The organism is Neisseria sp. 20925_1_37 (assembly GCF_041433255.1).
Lineage (GTDB): Bacteria > Pseudomonadota > Gammaproteobacteria > Burkholderiales > Neisseriaceae > Neisseria > Neisseria flavescens_D.
The window spans coordinates 76,553-92,385 of the sequence record NZ_JAPWBC010000007.1; the positions used below are offsets into that span (position 1 = coordinate 76,553).

At 50.5% G+C, this 15,833-nt stretch carries 11 protein-coding genes; 3 read left to right on the top strand and 8 right to left on the bottom strand.

Going from position 1 to position 15,833, the window contains the following annotated elements; genetic code table 11:
* Window positions 1-88 precede the first annotated feature (88 nt).
* Complete coding sequence (gene pdxH, locus O3661_RS07180) at window positions 89-721, bottom strand: pyridoxamine 5'-phosphate oxidase (protein WP_371492827.1); 633 nt, start codon at window positions 719-721, stop codon at window positions 89-91.
* Between the two features lie 111 nt (window positions 722-832).
* Between pdxH and dut the strand changes: the two genes are divergently transcribed.
* The 3 genes from dut (at window position 833) to guaA (ending at window position 3,517) form a co-directional block, all read left to right on the top strand.
* The gene (gene dut, locus O3661_RS07185) at window positions 833-1,285 is read left to right on the top strand and encodes a dUTP diphosphatase (RefSeq protein WP_371492829.1); all 453 of its coding nucleotides are present in this window, start codon (window positions 833-835) and stop codon (window positions 1,283-1,285) included.
* 191 nt (window positions 1,286-1,476) lie between these two features.
* A complete protein-coding gene (locus tag O3661_RS07190; protein ID WP_039862324.1) occupies window positions 1,477-1,803 on the top strand; it encodes a hypothetical protein in 327 nt (108 codons plus the stop codon).
* Window positions 1,804-1,951: 148 nt separating this feature from the next.
* On the top strand, window positions 1,952-3,517 hold the full coding sequence (guaA, locus tag O3661_RS07195) for a glutamine-hydrolyzing GMP synthase (protein ID WP_003686344.1): 1,566 nt from the start codon (window positions 1,952-1,954) through the stop codon (window positions 3,515-3,517).
* Between the two features lie 71 nt (window positions 3,518-3,588).
* On the opposite strand, the gene gloB is transcribed toward guaA, so the two are convergent.
* From gloB to O3661_RS07230, 7 genes are all read right to left on the bottom strand, one after another.
* On the bottom strand, window positions 3,589-4,338 hold the full coding sequence (gloB, locus tag O3661_RS07200; protein ID WP_371492830.1) for a hydroxyacylglutathione hydrolase: 750 nt from the start codon (window positions 4,336-4,338) through the stop codon (window positions 3,589-3,591).
* 23 nt (window positions 4,339-4,361) lie between these two features.
* Window positions 4,362-5,447 carry a hypothetical protein gene (locus O3661_RS07205; RefSeq protein ID WP_371492832.1) on the bottom strand — a complete coding sequence of 362 codons (1,086 nt, stop codon included), beginning with the start codon at window positions 5,445-5,447 and terminating at the stop codon, window positions 4,362-4,364.
* Between the two features lie 655 nt (window positions 5,448-6,102).
* Window positions 6,103-9,999, bottom strand: coding sequence for a phosphoribosylformylglycinamidine synthase (gene purL, locus O3661_RS07210; RefSeq protein ID WP_371492833.1), 3,897 nt, complete (start codon window positions 9,997-9,999; stop codon window positions 6,103-6,105).
* A gap of 305 nt (window positions 10,000-10,304) precedes the next feature.
* Complete coding sequence (rep, locus tag O3661_RS07215; RefSeq protein ID WP_371492835.1) at window positions 10,305-12,305, bottom strand: DNA helicase Rep; 2,001 nt, start codon at window positions 12,303-12,305, stop codon at window positions 10,305-10,307.
* A gap of 90 nt (window positions 12,306-12,395) precedes the next feature.
* Window positions 12,396-13,331, bottom strand: coding sequence for a dihydroorotate oxidase (locus O3661_RS07220; RefSeq protein WP_371492836.1), 936 nt, complete (start codon window positions 13,329-13,331; stop codon window positions 12,396-12,398).
* Window positions 13,332-13,535: 204 nt separating this feature from the next.
* Window positions 13,536-14,717 carry an acetylornithine/succinyldiaminopimelate transaminase gene (locus O3661_RS07225; RefSeq protein WP_371492838.1) on the bottom strand — a complete coding sequence of 394 codons (1,182 nt, stop codon included), beginning with the start codon at window positions 14,715-14,717 and terminating at the stop codon, window positions 13,536-13,538.
* A 112-nt stretch (window positions 14,718-14,829) separates the two neighbouring features.
* Window positions 14,830-15,774 (bottom strand): class I SAM-dependent methyltransferase, encoded by a 945-nt coding sequence (locus O3661_RS07230; RefSeq protein ID WP_371492840.1) that lies wholly within the window; start codon window positions 15,772-15,774, stop codon window positions 14,830-14,832.
* Window positions 15,775-15,833 lie beyond the last annotated feature (59 nt).

The window sequence follows — 15,833 nt, forward strand, 5'->3', positions numbered from 1 at the left end:
GGCCGTCTGAAAATCAGATTCAGACGGCCTGCCGATGAAAGGCTGTATTGTAACTCAACCAGTAAATTTTTGTTTGAAAATCCGAAAATTATGGCGAAAGGCGTTCGCGTATCCAGTTGCCGTCAACCAGGCGGTATTGGATGCGGTCATGCAGGCGGCTGGGGCGGCCTTGCCAAAATTCGATACGGTCGGGAATAACGAGGTATCCGCCCCAATGCGGCGGGCGGGGAACATGCAGGGGATGTTTGACACCGACGGCCGCGGCTTTGGCCACCAATACGGCTTTACTTGAAATCACTTCGCTTTGCGCGCTTGCCCATGCGCCGATACGGCTAGTATACGGGCGGCTTTCAAAATATTCGTCCGAAGCGGCGGCGTCGAGTTTTTCAATGCGTCCTTCAACGCGCACTTGGCGTTCGAGTTCCGGCCAGAAAAAAGTCATGGCGGCAAAAGGGTGTGCCGCATAGGAGCGTCCTTTTCGGCTGTGGTAATTGGTAAAGAAAACAAAGCCTTTGGGGTTGACTTCTTTCAGTAGTACCATGCGGCTGTTGGGTCTGCCGTCTTCGCCCACGGCGGCAACGTTGACCGCGGTCGGTTCGTTGACTTCGGCGTGAATCGCTTCGTTCAGCCATTGCTCGAATTGGACAATCGGGTCGGCGTGGCATTCGGCTTCCGACAGCTCGCGTTTGCTGTAATCTTCGCGGATATTGTGCAGATCCATGATTTTTCTCCTTAGGTCTGACTGAATCATACTCCGTTTTTTCAGACGGCCTCAAGGGCATTTGTGTATAATCGTAGCCCTTTCCAATATAGAACAATACGGAGTCCTGTCATGCAAACCGAAGTCGAACTGAAAATCTTAAATCCGAAAATGGCCGATTCCCTGCCTGCTTATGCAACGCCCGGTTCTGCCGGTTTGGACTTACGTGCCTGCCTGGATGAAGCCATTGTATTGCAGCCGGGCGATGTATATCTCGTTCCTACCGGTTTGGCGGTGCATTTAGCGAACCCTGCTTACGCAGCTGTTTTGTTGCCGCGTTCCGGCTTGGGTCATAAACACGGTATTGTTTTGGGTAACTTGGTCGGTTTGATTGACTCGGATTATCAAGGCGAATTGAAGGTTTCTCTGTGGAACCGTGGTAAAGAAGCATTTACCATCGAGCCGATGGAGCGTATCGCGCAGATGGTGATTGTGCCGGTTGTCCAAGCCGCGTTTAAGGTTGTGGACGAGTTTGCCGCCAGCGAGCGCGGTGAAGGCGGATTCGGCAGCACTGGCAAAGCCTGATGTGATGATTTGAAAGGCCGTCTGGAACAGGATAAATTGAAATATTCGATTTCGATTTACCGCTGTTCAGACGGCCTTCTTGTTGTACCAACCTTTGCATAATTACACACAAGATTGCATTTTTATATCTTGCCTGCATGGCCGACGCACCCAATAATACAGGCCGTCTGAAACCTTTACGGAGCGTTGTTATGTCCCGCCCCTCACTTTTTCTGCCTTTGTTTTTGATTATCTTTGGCGCGATTTGGTTTTTACGTGCTACGGATATTTTGCCTGCGACATCGACCATGATTGCCGGCGCATTAATTATTTTGGGCTTTGCCGTGTTGATTATGGACGGCATCAACAAACAGTCCATCGTTTCCGGACCGATGCTGGTTTATATCGGTACAGCCATTTATCTGCACATGAGCTACTGGATTTACCTCTCGCCATTATTAGCCATCGGCATGGTCGTATTGGGTTGCCTGCTGTTGCTCTCGCGCAGCGATATGATTCCTGAGAAACATACAAAATAGAAAGATGAGAGATTTGGGTTTTGCCCTATAAAGGCCGTCTGAACAATGGTATAATCCGCCGATTCAGACGGCCTTTTTTATTGTGGTTTAAATTTGAAATTTACCCTCCCAGCCGCACCGTTTTCTTACATTTTGCAAAGTTTCCGCCATGACTCAAGATAAAATCCTTATTCTCGACTTCGGCTCGCAAGTTACCCAGCTGATCGCCCGACGCGTGCGCGAAGCCCACGTTTACTGCGAACTGCATTCTTTCGACATGCCTTTGGAAGAAATCAAAGCCTTCAATCCGAAAGGCATCATCCTCTCCGGCGGCCCTAATTCCGTTTACGAATCCGATTATCAAGCCGATACCGGCATCTTCGATTTGGGCATTCCGGTTTTGGGCATCTGCTACGGCATGCAATTTATGGCGCACCACTTGGGCGGCGAAGTTAGCCCGGGCAACCAACGCGAATTCGGTTATGCGCAAGTTAAAACCATCGACAGCGAGCTGACACGCGGCATTCAAGACGATGCGCCTAATACGCTCGATGTTTGGATGAGCCATGGCGATAAAGTTTCCAAACTGCCTACCGGCTTCTCTGTTATCGGCGACACACCGTCTTGCCCGATTGCCATGATGGAAAACGCTGAGAAACAATTCTACGGCATCCAATTCCACCCTGAAGTGACCCACACCAAACAAGGCCGCGCGCTGTTGAACCGTTTTGTCTTGGACATCTGCGGCGCACAACCAAGCTGGACCATGCCGAACTACATCGAAGAAGCCGTTGCCAAAATCCGCGAACAAGTCGGCAGCGACGAAGTGATTTTAGGTTTGTCCGGCGGCGTGGACTCTTCCGTAGCCGCCGCGCTGATTCACCGCGCCATCGGTGACCAACTGACCTGCGTGTTTGTTGACCACGGTTTGTTGCGTTTGAACGAAGGCAAAATGGTAATGGACATGTTTGCCCGCAACTTGGGCGTACGTGTGATTCACGTTGATGCCGAAGAGCAGTTTTTAGCGAAACTTGCCGGCGTGACCGATCCGGAGAAAAAACGCAAAATCATCGGTGCGGAATTTATCGAAGTATTTGATGCTGAAGAGAAAAAACTTACTAATGCTAAATGGTTGGCGCAAGGTACGATTTACCCTGACGTAATCGAATCCGCAGGCGCAAAAACCAAAAAAGCCCACGCCATTAAATCCCACCACAACGTCGGCGGCCTGCCTGAAAACATGAAGCTCAAATTGCTTGAACCTTTGCGTGATTTGTTTAAAGACGAAGTACGCGAATTGGGCGTGGCTTTGGGTCTGCCGCGTGAAATGGTGTACCGTCATCCATTCCCGGGCCCCGGTTTGGGCGTGCGTATCTTGGGCGAAGTGAAAAAAGAATACGCCGACTTGCTCCGTCAAGCAGACGATATTTTCATCCAAGAATTGCGCAATACTACCGATGAGAACGGCACATCTTGGTACGACCTGACCAGCCAAGCCTTTGCCGTATTCCTGCCTGTGAAATCCGTCGGCGTGATGGGCGACGGCCGTACTTACGATTACGTCGTAGCTTTGCGTGCCGTGATTACCAGCGACTTTATGACTGCCCACTGGGCTGAGCTGCCATACTCGCTGCTTGGTCGAGTGTCCAACCGCATCATCAACGAAGTCAAAGGCATCAACCGCGTGGTTTATGATGTCAGCGGCAAACCGCCTGCCACGATTGAATGGGAATAATCCCTAAAAAATAAAGGCCGTCTGAACAGATATTGTTCAGACGGCCTTTATTTTTTAGGGAGCAAGCCCAATTAAAATTGATTTTTTAATTCACGCAAGGCGGCGAAGACTTCGAGTTCGCTGTTTAATTTTCGTCCGCTCAATTCTTCGGCGCGTGCCTGAACTTGGGGTAGGTGAACGCGTAAAAAAGGGTTGACTTTGCGTTCGTGCGCCAGGCTGACAGGCAGCGTCGGCGTGTGTTCGGCTGCGGCTAAGGCCGTCTGAATGTCGGCATTGTCCGGCTCGATATGCTGAGCAAAGCGCAGATTGGAGGCTGTATATTCGTGCGCCGGATAAAATAGCGTTTCTTCGGGCAGTTGGTTGAATCGGTGAAAACTGTCGTAGAGCTGCTCGATTGTGCCGGTAAATACTCGGCCGCACCCGGCGGAGAACAAGGTATCGCCGCAGAAAACGTGCAGGCCGTCTGAATTTTCCAACAGATAGCTGATGTGGCGGTCGGTATGGCCGGGGGTTGCCCAAACGGTAACCAAGCCCTCGCCAAACGGGAACTGCGTACCTGCGGTGACGGTATGCGTCGCCACGTCGATATCGCTTTCTCCATAGATCGGGGATTCCAAAAAGCCGTGAAACAGGCTTTTTGCGCCGCCGGTATGGTCGGGGTGCGGATGGGTAATCCATGTTTGCGCCAGCATCAGGCGGTTGTGGACGAGGAATTTCAAAACGGGCGTGGTATCGGACGGATCGACGCAGGCAGCATGGTTGCCTTCTTGAATCATCCAGATGTAGTTGTCGTTTAGGGCTTGGATTGGCGTGATTTTCATATGCTTTCTTCTGGTTTGGGGTTTCAGACGGCCTCTAGATAATCTTTGATATTCGAGCTTTGACCGAATACGGCTTCATGGGCTTGATGGATACACAGTCGGTTGAACAGCAATCTTTGGGTTTGGTCGCCGTCGATAATCCGCACTTGGCCTTGCAGTTTGGGCGCGTCGTGATGAAAGGTGTTTTTAAACGCGTGCCAACGGTCGGTTTGCAGATGGATGATGGCAAACATATCGTGCGAGATATTAACGCCGACGCTGAATAGTTTGGCCGAGGATTGCAGGCAGAAACTGCTGTCGCCAAACAGGCACAGCCCCGTGTTTTCCGGATAGCGGAACAATTCGATTTTCACTGCTTCGGGTTCGGCAAAGATATTGCAAAATAGCCGTTCAAACAACGACGGTTGCGCCACGCCTTCGCTCAACATACCGTAAAGCCCGCCCAGCCAATCAACATAGCCGAGAAAAGTGAAACGGTAGTCCTGCATAATGGCTTCGATGCGCTTGGGATCGCGTTTGCTGATCAAGCGGACAAATTCAAAACCGACTTCCGGCAGCCGCGCCCGAAGTGTTTGGTGCAGGCGGTGGGCAAACAGGTTTTTATGGTTGTGCGGATTGCGCAGAATACCGAGAAATTTCAGCCGCAATATCCGCCACAAGGCATCCGGTACTTTGACGGTCTCGGCATTTGCCGTAGGTGTTTTCAGACGGCCTGCAGGTAAGGTACGCAGATGATTGCAGGCTTCTTCGTAGCCGCTTTCATGACGGTTGAACCAGCTTTCCAGATTGTATTGGTTGGCAGAGTCTTCGACAAAGGTCAGCGTATAGAGGTTTTTTGCCGCCAAGTTGCCGATGATGTTGACACTTATCGCTTCGCTGCGGTTTTGTTCTTTGCCGCGGGCTTTTTCGCCAGTGTGGAACATGGACAAGGGTAGCTTGTAAACATTCTGATTCTGCGGGCTTACCTGCGGATTATGCGAATGCTGCCGCTGCTCGGTTTGGGCGATGAAGTGGTGTTCCTTCGTCGGATTTGCGGTCAACAGGGCGTAAGGCTTTTCTCCGCATTCGGAAAATTCGCAATCGCTGAGGATAAAGGCTTGTCGAGTCATAATGTCGGGAAAGGCCGTCTGAATATGTCGATTATAGTTTAAAAGAGGGAATTATACAGAATGATGTGGAGATTTCCCTGACAGCTGAAACCTAGACATAGATTTTCGGCTGTTTTCATTCTTAATCCTTCCTTTTAAAATGTCCCCAATATTTTTAATTTGATTACTCAAATCTCAACATAGTTAGCGTCAAAGTATAATAGGTATTGTCTAAATTATGCCTTATTAATTTCAAATATTATTATATTTTATTTAGCTTATATTTTTAATTAATTTTATATAGATTAACAAAAGCAATATAATTAAAATATCAAAAATAATAAAAATCGATAATATTTGAGTTATATCATAGATTGTAATGAGTATATCTTCGGCGGAACTCATCATTTCTATCTTATATTTAATTGTTAAAAAAACATTTAAAATATAGACTATTTGAAAAATAAGAACCAATGAAACAAAAATCTTTATCAATATCTTACCTAAGATACTCATTTTAATTTCCTATTTATTCATAAATGAAATGTTGTGTGGTAGCCAATGCAGAGAAGAGTAGTAAAAGACATAAAGGCCGTCTGAAACAGGTTGGAGCGAAGTCCGATATACCTATTTTCAGACGGCCTTTTTCTTTCAAATCAGTCAATCAGGATACGATTTAGCCCAAAGCCTTCCTTGCCCCGGCAAAGAGGCGGTACCAGCCGGACAGTTTCGTCCAGTCTTCCGGTTTCCAGCTCATTTGCGCGGCACGATATACGCGTTCCGGATGCGGCATCATGATGGTAACGCGACCGTCGGCGTTGGTCACACCGGCAATACCCTGAGGCGAGCCATTAGGGTTGAGCGGATAAGTTTGGGTCACTTGGTTTTGACCGTCCACATATTGCAGCGCAATGCCCAAATTGGCAGAAATGTTGCCGCCGTGAAGCGCGAAGTCGGCGCGGCCTTCGCCGTGGCTGACCACGACAGGCAGGCTGGAGCCTTGCATTTCGTTCAGAATCAGCGACGCGGATTTCGGAACATGAACCATGCTCAGGCGCGCTTCAAACTGTTCACTCAAGTTGCGTTTGAACTTCGGCCATGTTTCTGCACCCGGGATAATCTCGGCAAGGTTGCTGACCATTTGACAGCCGTTGCACACGCCCAATGTCAGCGTGTTCGGATCGGCGAAGAAGGCGGCAAATTGGTCGCGCAGAGCAGGGTGGAACAAAATCGATTTCGCCCAGCCTTCGCCTGCACCGAGTACGTCGCCGTAGCTGAAGCCGCCGCACGCCGCCAGCATTTTGAAGTCGGCAAGGTGAACGCGGCCTGCCATCAGGTCGGACATATGCACGTCGTAGGCATCGAAACCAGCTCGGGTGAACGCGGCGGCCATTTCGATTTGTCCGTTTACGCCCTGTTCGCGCAGGATGGCGATTTTGGGTTTCGCGCCGCTGTTGACGAAAGGCGCGGCGATGTCTTCGTTTACATCAAACTTCACATCGGCAAACAATGCGCTGCGTTCGTTGTCGCCAATCAGGGCAAACTCGCTGTCGGCGCAGGCAGGGTTGTCGCGCAGGCGTTGGATGGCGTGGCTGGTTTCCTGCCATGCGCGTTGCAGGTCGGCGCGGTTTTGTTCCAGTATGATGCCTGCCTGATTGCGGATAACGATTTTCTCGTCAGTACCGATGGTCGCAACAGTATGCAGTGCCAAATCAGCTTCTTTAAACAAGGCTTCTACGGCCGCAACATCTTGTTTGGCAATTTGAATCACTGCGCCCAGCTCTTCATTGAATAATGCGCGAATGCTGGCTTCGTTGGCATCGGCTTGGTTGGCAACCAGCGAGGTCAAATCCACATTGACGCCGATGCGGCCTGCAAACGCCATTTCTACCAAAGCGGCAAACAAGCCGCCGTCGCTGCGGTCATGGTATGCCAAGAGTTTGTCTTCGGCGACAAGCTGTTGAATCACGTTGTAAAACGCTTTCAGACGGCCTGTATCGTCTAAATCAGGCGCATCGCCGGTCATGTTGTTGTAAACCTGACCGAATGCAGAGCCGCCCATGCGCGCTTTGCCGTTGCCCAAGTCAACCAGCAGCAATACGCTGTCTTCGACGTTTTTCAACTCAGGCGTAACAGTTTTGCGTACGTCTTCCACTGGCGCAAATGCAGAAATAATCAGGCTTAAAGGCGAAACCACGGATTTTTGTTCACCATTATCCTGCCATACGGTTTTCATCGACAGGCTGTCTTTGCCCACGGGAATGCTCAAATCCAATGCCTGACAGGCTTTGGAAACGGCTTCGACGGTGCGGTAAAGTTTTTCGTCTTCGCCTTCGTTGCCGCACGCCGCCATCCAGTTGGCGGAAAGTTTGATGTTGCCGATGTCGCCGATGTTGACCGCAGCGATGTTGGTGATGGCCTCGCCGACGCACATTCTGCCCGAAGCGGGCGCGTCAAACAGGGCGACGGTCGGTTTTTCGCCCATAGACATTGCTTCGCCGCGGTAGGTATTGAAGCTCATCATGGTCACGGCGCAGTCGGCTACGGGGGTTTGGTATTTGCCGACCATTTGGTCGCGGTGAGTCATGCCGCCGACACTGCGGTCGCCGATGGTAATCAGGAAGTTTTTAGCGGCTACGGTAGGCAGACGCAGAACGCGGTAGGCGGCTTCGGTAATGTCGATATCGCCAGCGTTAAACGGTTTTTCAGACGGCGTAACCGTTTTGTCGGTACGCGTGGTTTTGGGCGGTTTGCCGAGCAAAACGTTCAATGGCAAATCGACGGGGTTGTTGGAGAATAAATCGTCGCGTACTTTCAAATGACCATCGTCAGTCGCCGTACCGACTACGGCAAACGGGCAACGTTCGCGTTCGCAGATGGCGCGGAAGGTCTCCAAATCTTTTTCTAAAATCGACAATACATAACGCTCTTGCGATTCGTTACACCAGATTTGCAGCGGGTTGAGGCCGTGTTCTTCCAGCGGCACTTCGCGCAGCTTGAATACCGCGCCGCGTCCGGCATCGTTGACGAGTTCGGGGAAGGCGTTGGACAAGCCACCTGCGCCGACGTCGTGGATGGAGATAATCGGATTCTTATCGCCGAGCTGCCAGCAGCGGTCGATGACTTCTTGTGCGCGGCGTTCGATTTCGGGGTTGCCGCGTTGCACGGAGTTGAAGTCCAAAGATGCGTCGTTTGTGCCGGTATTCATGGAAGAAGCCGCGCCACCGCCCAAACCAATGAGCATGCCTGGGCCGCCCAGTTGGATCAGCAACGCGCCTTCGGGGATTTCATCTTTGTGTGTTTGTTGTGCCTGAATGCTGCCCAAGCCGCCGGCAATCATAATCGGTTTGTGATAGCCGCGAACCTGACCATCAAATTTTTCTTCAAAAGTGCGGAAGTAGCCCAAGAGGTTCGGACGGCCGAATTCGTTGTTGAACGCTGCGCCGCCGATCGGGCCTTCAATCATGATGTCTAAAGGGGAAGCAATATGGCCGGGTTTGCCGTAGGCTTGTTCCCAAGGCTGCTCCAAGCCAGGGATATTCAGGTTGGAGACGGTAAAGCCGGTCAAGCCTGCTTTCGGACGCGAGCCTTTACCTGTTGCGCCTTCATCGCGGATTTCACCGCCCGCACCTGTTGCCGCGCCCGCAAACGGCGCGATGGCGGTCGGGTGGTTGTGCGTTTCCACTTTCATGATGATATGGGTGTCTTCTTCATGGAAACGGTAGCCTTGGTTTTCCGCCGCATTCGGATAGAAACGCTCAACTTTGGCGCCTTCGATTACGGACGAATTGTCTTTATAGGCAACGACTGTGCCTTCAGGATGCGCATTGTGTGTGTCGCGAATCATGCCGAAAAGGGATTTTGGTTGTTTTTCACCATTGAGGATGAAGTCGGCGTTGAAGATTTTGTGGCGGCAGTGTTCGCTGTTTGCCTGAGCGAACATCATCAATTCAACATCGGACGGATTGCGGTTTAAAGCCTGATAGTTTTCAACCAAATAATCGATTTCGTCAGCTGAAAGCGCCAAGCCCATTTCGGTATTGGCTTTGACCAATGCCTCTTTGCCGCCGCCCAATACATCTACGCTGGAGAAGGTTTCCGATTGGATGTGGTGGAACAGTTGCGCCGCTGCATCGATGTCGGTCAACACGCTTTCGGTCATGCGGTCGTGCAGCAGGGCTGCCCATTGTTGTTTTTGCTCGTCGGTAAGCGCACCTTCCAACCATACGGCCATGCCGCGTTCGATACGTTCAATGCCTTCCAAACCGCAGTTTTCGGCGATATTGGTTGCTTTGGAAGCCCAAGGCGAAATGGTACCCAAACGGGGTGTTACCAAAAATAAATGCAAGCCCTCGCGCGCTTTGGGCGTTTGTTCAACGCTTTGCGCTGCCAGTAAGGCTTGCAGTTTTTCGACTGTCGCGGCATCAAGTGTTTTTTCGCTACCGACAAAATACCAAAATTCGCTGCTTAATTTGACTTCGGGCAAGCCGAGGGCGGCTGCTTTTTGGAAGAGTTTTTCAACACGGAAATCGGAAAGGGCGGTTACACCGCGCAAGGGCAGAACAACAGACATGGATTCAGCTCACAAAATGCAGTTGGGGAATCCATTATTATACCTGAAAAATGCAATTTTGCTTGTGAATTTATACTTCAAGTGTTGACAATTTTTGCTTGTAAATTGAAGGGAAATGAGGTGATCGTGTCACCTACTTTTTTATTTTGTACCTGATTATTCGATTGTTTTTGTTTATTTTTGAAGAATCGGGAGAAGGGGGACGGATAGACGTAACGATATAAAGTGAAAATTATTTGATTGTTGTCTTTGATATTTTGCTGACAATAAGGCCGTCTGAAACCTTACTTTCAGACGGCCTTGCTTTATCCTTTTCTTTTGTTTCCCAACATATCCAGCAATCCTGCCAGATTGCTTTTTCCTTCTTCCTTGCTCACAATCGGCTCTCCGCCTTTGCGGCCTAAAATCTTGATGTCTTCCTGCGGCATTTCGTCTATGAAGCGGCTCGGCTCGGGGAATTGCCATGTGCCTTGCTTTTTGCGTTTGAGGCAGTGGGTCAGTGTAAGCTGGCGTTTGGCGCGGGTAATACCGACGTACATCAGGCGGCGTTCTTCTTCGACATTGTCTTCTTCGATGCTGTCATTATGCGGCAAGATACCTTCTTCGCAACCGACAAGGAAAACGTAGGGGTATTCCAAACCTTTGGAAGCATGCAGGGTGGAGAGTTTGACGGCATCGATTTCTTCTTCGCTTTTGCCCTCCAAAAGCGTCATCAGGGCGATGGTTTGGGCGAGTTCGATGATGTTTTTGCCGTCTTGCTCGCCTTTGCGTTCCAGCCAGCCTGTCAGGTCGGTAACGTTGCGCCATTTGATCTCGCCTGCTTTGCCTTCCTCGTTGGCCAACAGGTGGTTTTCGTAGTCGATTTCTTTCAGCAGGTTATGAATAAACTCGCCTGCTTCGTTGGTTTCGGCTTTGGCGCGGTAGCTTTCAATCATATCCATGAAGGCTTGCAGGTGTTGGCGGTTGGTATGGTTCAATAGGGTAAGCGCTTCTTCGGTTTGCGCGGCTTCATATAGGCTGCATTCGTGTTCGTGCGCGTAGGTGTTGAGTTTGCCCAGTGTCACGTCGCCAATACCGCGTTTGGGCGTGGTGACGGCGCGCAGGAAGGCGGGATCGTCGTTGGGGTTGGCAAGCAGGCGCAAATAGGACAAAACGTCTTTGATTTCGGCTTTGTCAAAAAAACTCTGTCCGCCGGAAAGTTGGTAAGGGACGCGCGCACTGCGCAAGGCTTCTTCAAAAATCCGCGCCTGATGGTTGCCGCGGTATAAGACGGCGAAATCGGCGTATTGGGTTTTTTCGCCGCCGACCAGCTTCTGCTTGACGATTTGGCTGACAACCCAGTCGGCTTCGTGCTGCTCGCTTTGACAGGCAACGACTTTGACGATTTCGCCTTCGCCGAACTGCGACCAAAGTTTTTTGGTAAAGAGTTTGGGGTTGTTTTCAATCACTTTATTAGCGATTTTGAGAATCCGCGCGGTGGAGCGGTAGTTTTGCTCCAGCTTGATAACCTTCATCTGCGGATAGTCTTCCTGCATTTTGCGCAGGTTTTCCATGTTTGCGCCGCGCCATGCGTAGATGGACTGGTCGTCATCGCCGACGGCGGTAAACATGCCTTCCGCGCCGGTCAGAAGCTTCATCAGGGTAAATTGGCAGGTGTTGGTGTCCTGACATTCGTCAACTAACAGATAACGCAGCCGCCGCTGCCATTTGTTGCGTACTTCGCTGTTCTGCTGCAATAGCACGGCAGGCAGGCGAATTAAGTCGTCGAAGTCTACTGCCTGATAGCTTTGCAGGGTTTCCTGATAACTTGCATAGACGCGCGCTGTTTGTTGTTCCCACACATTAGAGGCCGTCTGAACGACTTCTTCAGGCGTTTTTAAATCGTTTTTCCAAAGGGAAATTTGATGCTGCGCTCTGAATATGGCTTCTTTACCCGTACCGCCCAAGAGTTCGCCGATGATTTTCGCGCTGTCGGTAGAGTCGAGGATGGAAAAGTTTTTTTTGTAACCGATTTGATTGGCTTCTTCGCGCAAAATCTTCATGCCCAAAGAGTGGAAGGTGCAAATCGTCAGCCCGCGCGTTTGCGACTTGGGCAGCATTTTAGAGACGCGCTCCTGCATTTCCGTGGCGGCTTTATTGGTAAAGGTAATCGCGGCGATGGTATGCGGCAGATAGCCGACATTGACGATCAAATGCTTGATTTTTTGCGTAATCACGCCGGTTTTGCCGCTACCTGCGCCGGCAAGGACGAGCAGGGGGCCACCTAGATATTTGACTGCAGCTTGCTGTTGGGGGTTGAGTTTCATTGAAGGGGAAGACGGGTAATGTGGGGAGCAATTATACAACAAGGCCGTCTGAAATTTTCAGACGGCCTTGGGCGTTTTTTAGAGTAAACCCTATTCAAAATATTTCAATTTGCCTTTGAAGTCTTCTATTTTTTCATAACCTTTTTGCGCCATGATGGCTGTTAATTCAAGGGAAACCCGTTCAAAAATGTCTACGCCTTGCTGGTGTAGCGCCGTGCCGATCTGTACCATGCTTGCGCCGCACAAGATGTGTTCAAACGCATCTCGGCCGCTGTAAACGCCGCCTGTTCCGATGACTTGGATAGACGGATCCAGTCTTTGATAGAACGCATGGACATTGGCAAGTGCGGTCGGTTTGATGTATTGGCCACCTATGCCGCCGAAGCCGTTTTTCGGGCGGATAACAACGGATTCGTCCTCGATATACATGCCGTTGCCGATGGAGTTGACGCAGTTGACGAATTTTAGGGGATAGCGGTTGAACACTTCTGCTGCTTGATCGAAATGGGCAATATCGAAATACGGCGGTAGCTTGATGCCCAATGGCTTGTCGAAGTAGGTAAATGCATTATCCAAAATCATCTCGGTGGTTTCAAAATCGTAGGCGATTTGCGGCTTGCCGGGGACGTTTGGGCAGGAAAGATTGAGTTCGGTAATGCCGTTGAATCCGCTGTTTTGCACTTTTTTTAGCAACGTGTGCGTTTCATCGGGCGACATACCGACCAGCGAGAGGAAAAAAGCCCTTTTCGGATGAGCCTCTTGGAGTGAAAGCAGGTAATCCAGATAGTAATCAATGCCTTGGTTTGGCAAGCCCATAGAATTGATGCTGCCGAGAGGGACATCGTGATAGCGCGGTTCAGGATTGCCTTGACGGGAGGCAAGCGTTGCGGTTTTGGTAACGAAAGTGCCTGCCGAAGACTGTCTGACCGCTTCCAATTCCTCAACAGTCATACACGACACACCAGCGGCATTCATCAGGCAGTTGTCAAAAGAAAAACCGGCGATTTGGGTTTTCAACGATACCATCTCCTGCTCCTTTTCTTCGCAAAATCAAAATGTTTGACAAGCGTAACACGAAGAAGCGGTATGATTTTTAACAAACATCAAATGACAAAGCATGTAGGCGGATGTTGTTTTCAATATTGAAAAAAGGCCGTCTGAAAAACTCAAACGGTCTTTCAGACGGCCTTCTCTAAGCTGTCGGCTGATTTGGCTATTGGGTTTTGAAAATCAGGCCAACCATTCGTTCAAAGCCGCTTCAAAACGTTTCAAGCCTTCGGCCATATCTTCATCGTTCAGCAGCAGGCTGGGAGCAAAGCGCACCACATTGGCGCCGGCAACCAGTACCATCAGGCCGTGTTTTAAAGCGGCGGCGGTAATTTCCGATGCCTTGCCTGCGTATTCGTCTGCCAACACGCAGCCGAGCAGCAGGCCCATGCCGCGGACTTCTTTAAATACGCCGGTTTTCACGCCCAATTCACGCAAGGCCGTCTGAAGTTTTTGGCCTTGTTGCTGAACGTGTGCCAATGTTTCGGGCGCATTGATGATGTCAAACGCACGGCTGCCGACTGCGCACGCCATCGGATTGCCGCCAAAGGTCGAGCCATGTGTTCCGGGGCCGAAGGTTGGGGCGATTTTATCGGTTGTCAGAATTGCGCCAATCGGGAAGCCGCCGCCCAAGGCTTTGGCGGAGCTGAGAATATCGGGTCTTACGCCGTAATGCTCGTAGGCAAACAGTTTGCCCGTATGACCCATGCCGGTTTGTACTTCGTCCAAAATCAGCAAGGTGCCGTGTTTGTCGCATAAACGGCGTGCGGCTTGCAGATATTCTTGAGTGGCAGGCAGAATGCCGCTTTCACCTTGAATCGGCTCGATAATCACGGCGCAGGTTTTGTCGCCGACAGCTGCTTTCAATGCGGCAATATCATTAAATGGAACATGGGTAATATCTGACGGCAGCGGTGCGTAATCTTTGCTGTATTTGGGCTGTCCACCGACGGATACGGTAAACAGGGTGCGGCCGTGGAAGCTGTTGAGGCAGGAGATGATTTCGGTTTTGTGTTCGCCAAAATGATCGCGGCCGTATTTGCGCGCCAGTTTCAGCGCGGCTTCATTGGCCTCTGCGCCGGAATTGCAGAAAAACACTTTGTCGGCAAAGGTGTTTTCGACCAATTTTTTGGCCAATTCTTGCGCCGATTGGGTGGTGTAGATATTAGAAATGTGCCAGAGTTTTTGCGATTGTTCGGCCAAGGCTGCGACCAAATCGGGATGGCAATGGCCTAGCGCGTTCACAGCAATACCGCCTGACAAGTCAATGTATTCTCGTCCTTCGGTATCCCAAACCCGGCTGCCGAGCGCGCGTTCCGGAATCATGGGGGCGAATGAGAAATTGGGTGTCAGGTAGTTTTGCATGTTCTTTTCCTTTTGATATTGTCAACAATCTCTTGAATTATGCGCCTATTGGTTGCGAGATTCAATATGGCAATCAGGCCGTCTGAAAACTGGCTTTCAGACGGCCTGATGCTTATTTATGCTTGATTTCCCAGCATTGATGGATTTTTTTGTTGCGGAAATCGTCGGGAACGGACTGCTTGGAAATGTCTTTGACGGCGTATTGTTCCGCGACCGAATCGTCCAACACAAAGCTGCGCAAGTTGTTGGAGAAATACAGAATGCCGTCTGAAGCGAGCAGGCTCATTGCGCCGTCAATCAGCTTTTTATGGTCGCGCTGGATGTCGAGGATGTCGAGCATTTTTTTGCTGTTGGAAAAGCTGGGAGGATCCATAACGATCAGGTCAAATTTTTTGCCTTCGTCTGCAGCATTTTGCAGGTATTGGAACACATCGGCGCGGACGATTTTGTGTTGTTCGGTGTCGATACCGTTGAGTTCAAAATTGCGTTTTGCCCACTCGAGATAAGTGTTGGATAAATCGACGGTTTCGCTGGATACCGCGCCGCCGGTTGCGGCATAGACGGTGAAGCTGCCTGTGTAGGAAAACAGGTTGAGGAAGCATTTGCCCGCTGCGGTTTCGCCGACTTTTTTGCGCGTGTTGCGGTGGTCGAGGAAAAGGCCGGTATCGAGGTATTTGTCGAGGTTGACCCAAAACTTGCGGCCGTTTTCAGTGATGACGAAATCGTCGCCGGTTTTGCCGGTTTTTTCGTATTGCTGCAAACCTTTTTGGCGTTCGCGGCGTTTGAGGTGGATTTGTTCGGGCGCAAAACCGGTCACAAAACCAATAGCTTCCAATACATCGGCAAGCCATGCTTCGTATTCTTCGGGCTGCATCAGCCAGCCGGTATCGTATTCCTGAAGGTGGATTTGGTCGCAGTAAACATCGACGGCAAAGGGAAATTGGGGAATATCGCGGTCGTAAATGCGCCAGGCTTCGATATTGTTGTGTTTGGCCCATTTCATAAGATGTTTGATGTTTTTGCCCAAGCGGTTGGCAAAGGGGGTAATGTCGGTCATGGTTTCAGACGGCCTGAATAAGTATTGGGAAGGGGTTGGATTTTAACGCACTTGATGCC

Excerpts from the sequence above, each read along its gene's own strand:
- pdxH (WP_371492827.1), bottom strand. The coding sequence starts at position 721 with ATGGATCTGCACAATATCCGCGAAGATTACAGCAAACGCGAGCTGTCG.
- dut (WP_371492829.1), top strand. The coding sequence starts at position 833 with ATGCAAACCGAAGTCGAACTGAAAATCTTAAATCCGAAAATGGCCGAT.
- O3661_RS07190 (WP_039862324.1), top strand. The coding sequence starts at position 1,477 with ATGTCCCGCCCCTCACTTTTTCTGCCTTTGTTTTTGATTATCTTTGGC.
- guaA (WP_003686344.1), top strand. The coding sequence starts at position 1,952 with ATGACTCAAGATAAAATCCTTATTCTCGACTTCGGCTCGCAAGTTACC.
- gloB (WP_371492830.1), bottom strand. The coding sequence starts at position 4,338 with ATGAAAATCACGCCAATCCAAGCCCTAAACGACAACTACATCTGGATG.
- O3661_RS07205 (WP_371492832.1), bottom strand. The coding sequence starts at position 5,447 with ATGACTCGACAAGCCTTTATCCTCAGCGATTGCGAATTTTCCGAATGC.
- purL (WP_371492833.1), bottom strand. The coding sequence starts at position 9,999 with ATGTCTGTTGTTCTGCCCTTGCGCGGTGTAACCGCCCTTTCCGATTTC.
- rep (WP_371492835.1), bottom strand. The coding sequence starts at position 12,305 with ATGAAACTCAACCCCCAACAGCAAGCTGCAGTCAAATATCTAGGTGGC.
- O3661_RS07220 (WP_371492836.1), bottom strand. The coding sequence starts at position 13,331 with ATGGTATCGTTGAAAACCCAAATCGCCGGTTTTTCTTTTGACAACTGC.
- O3661_RS07225 (WP_371492838.1), bottom strand. The coding sequence starts at position 14,717 with ATGCAAAACTACCTGACACCCAATTTCTCATTCGCCCCCATGATTCCG.
- O3661_RS07230 (WP_371492840.1), bottom strand. The coding sequence starts at position 15,774 with ATGACCGACATTACCCCCTTTGCCAACCGCTTGGGCAAAAACATCAAA.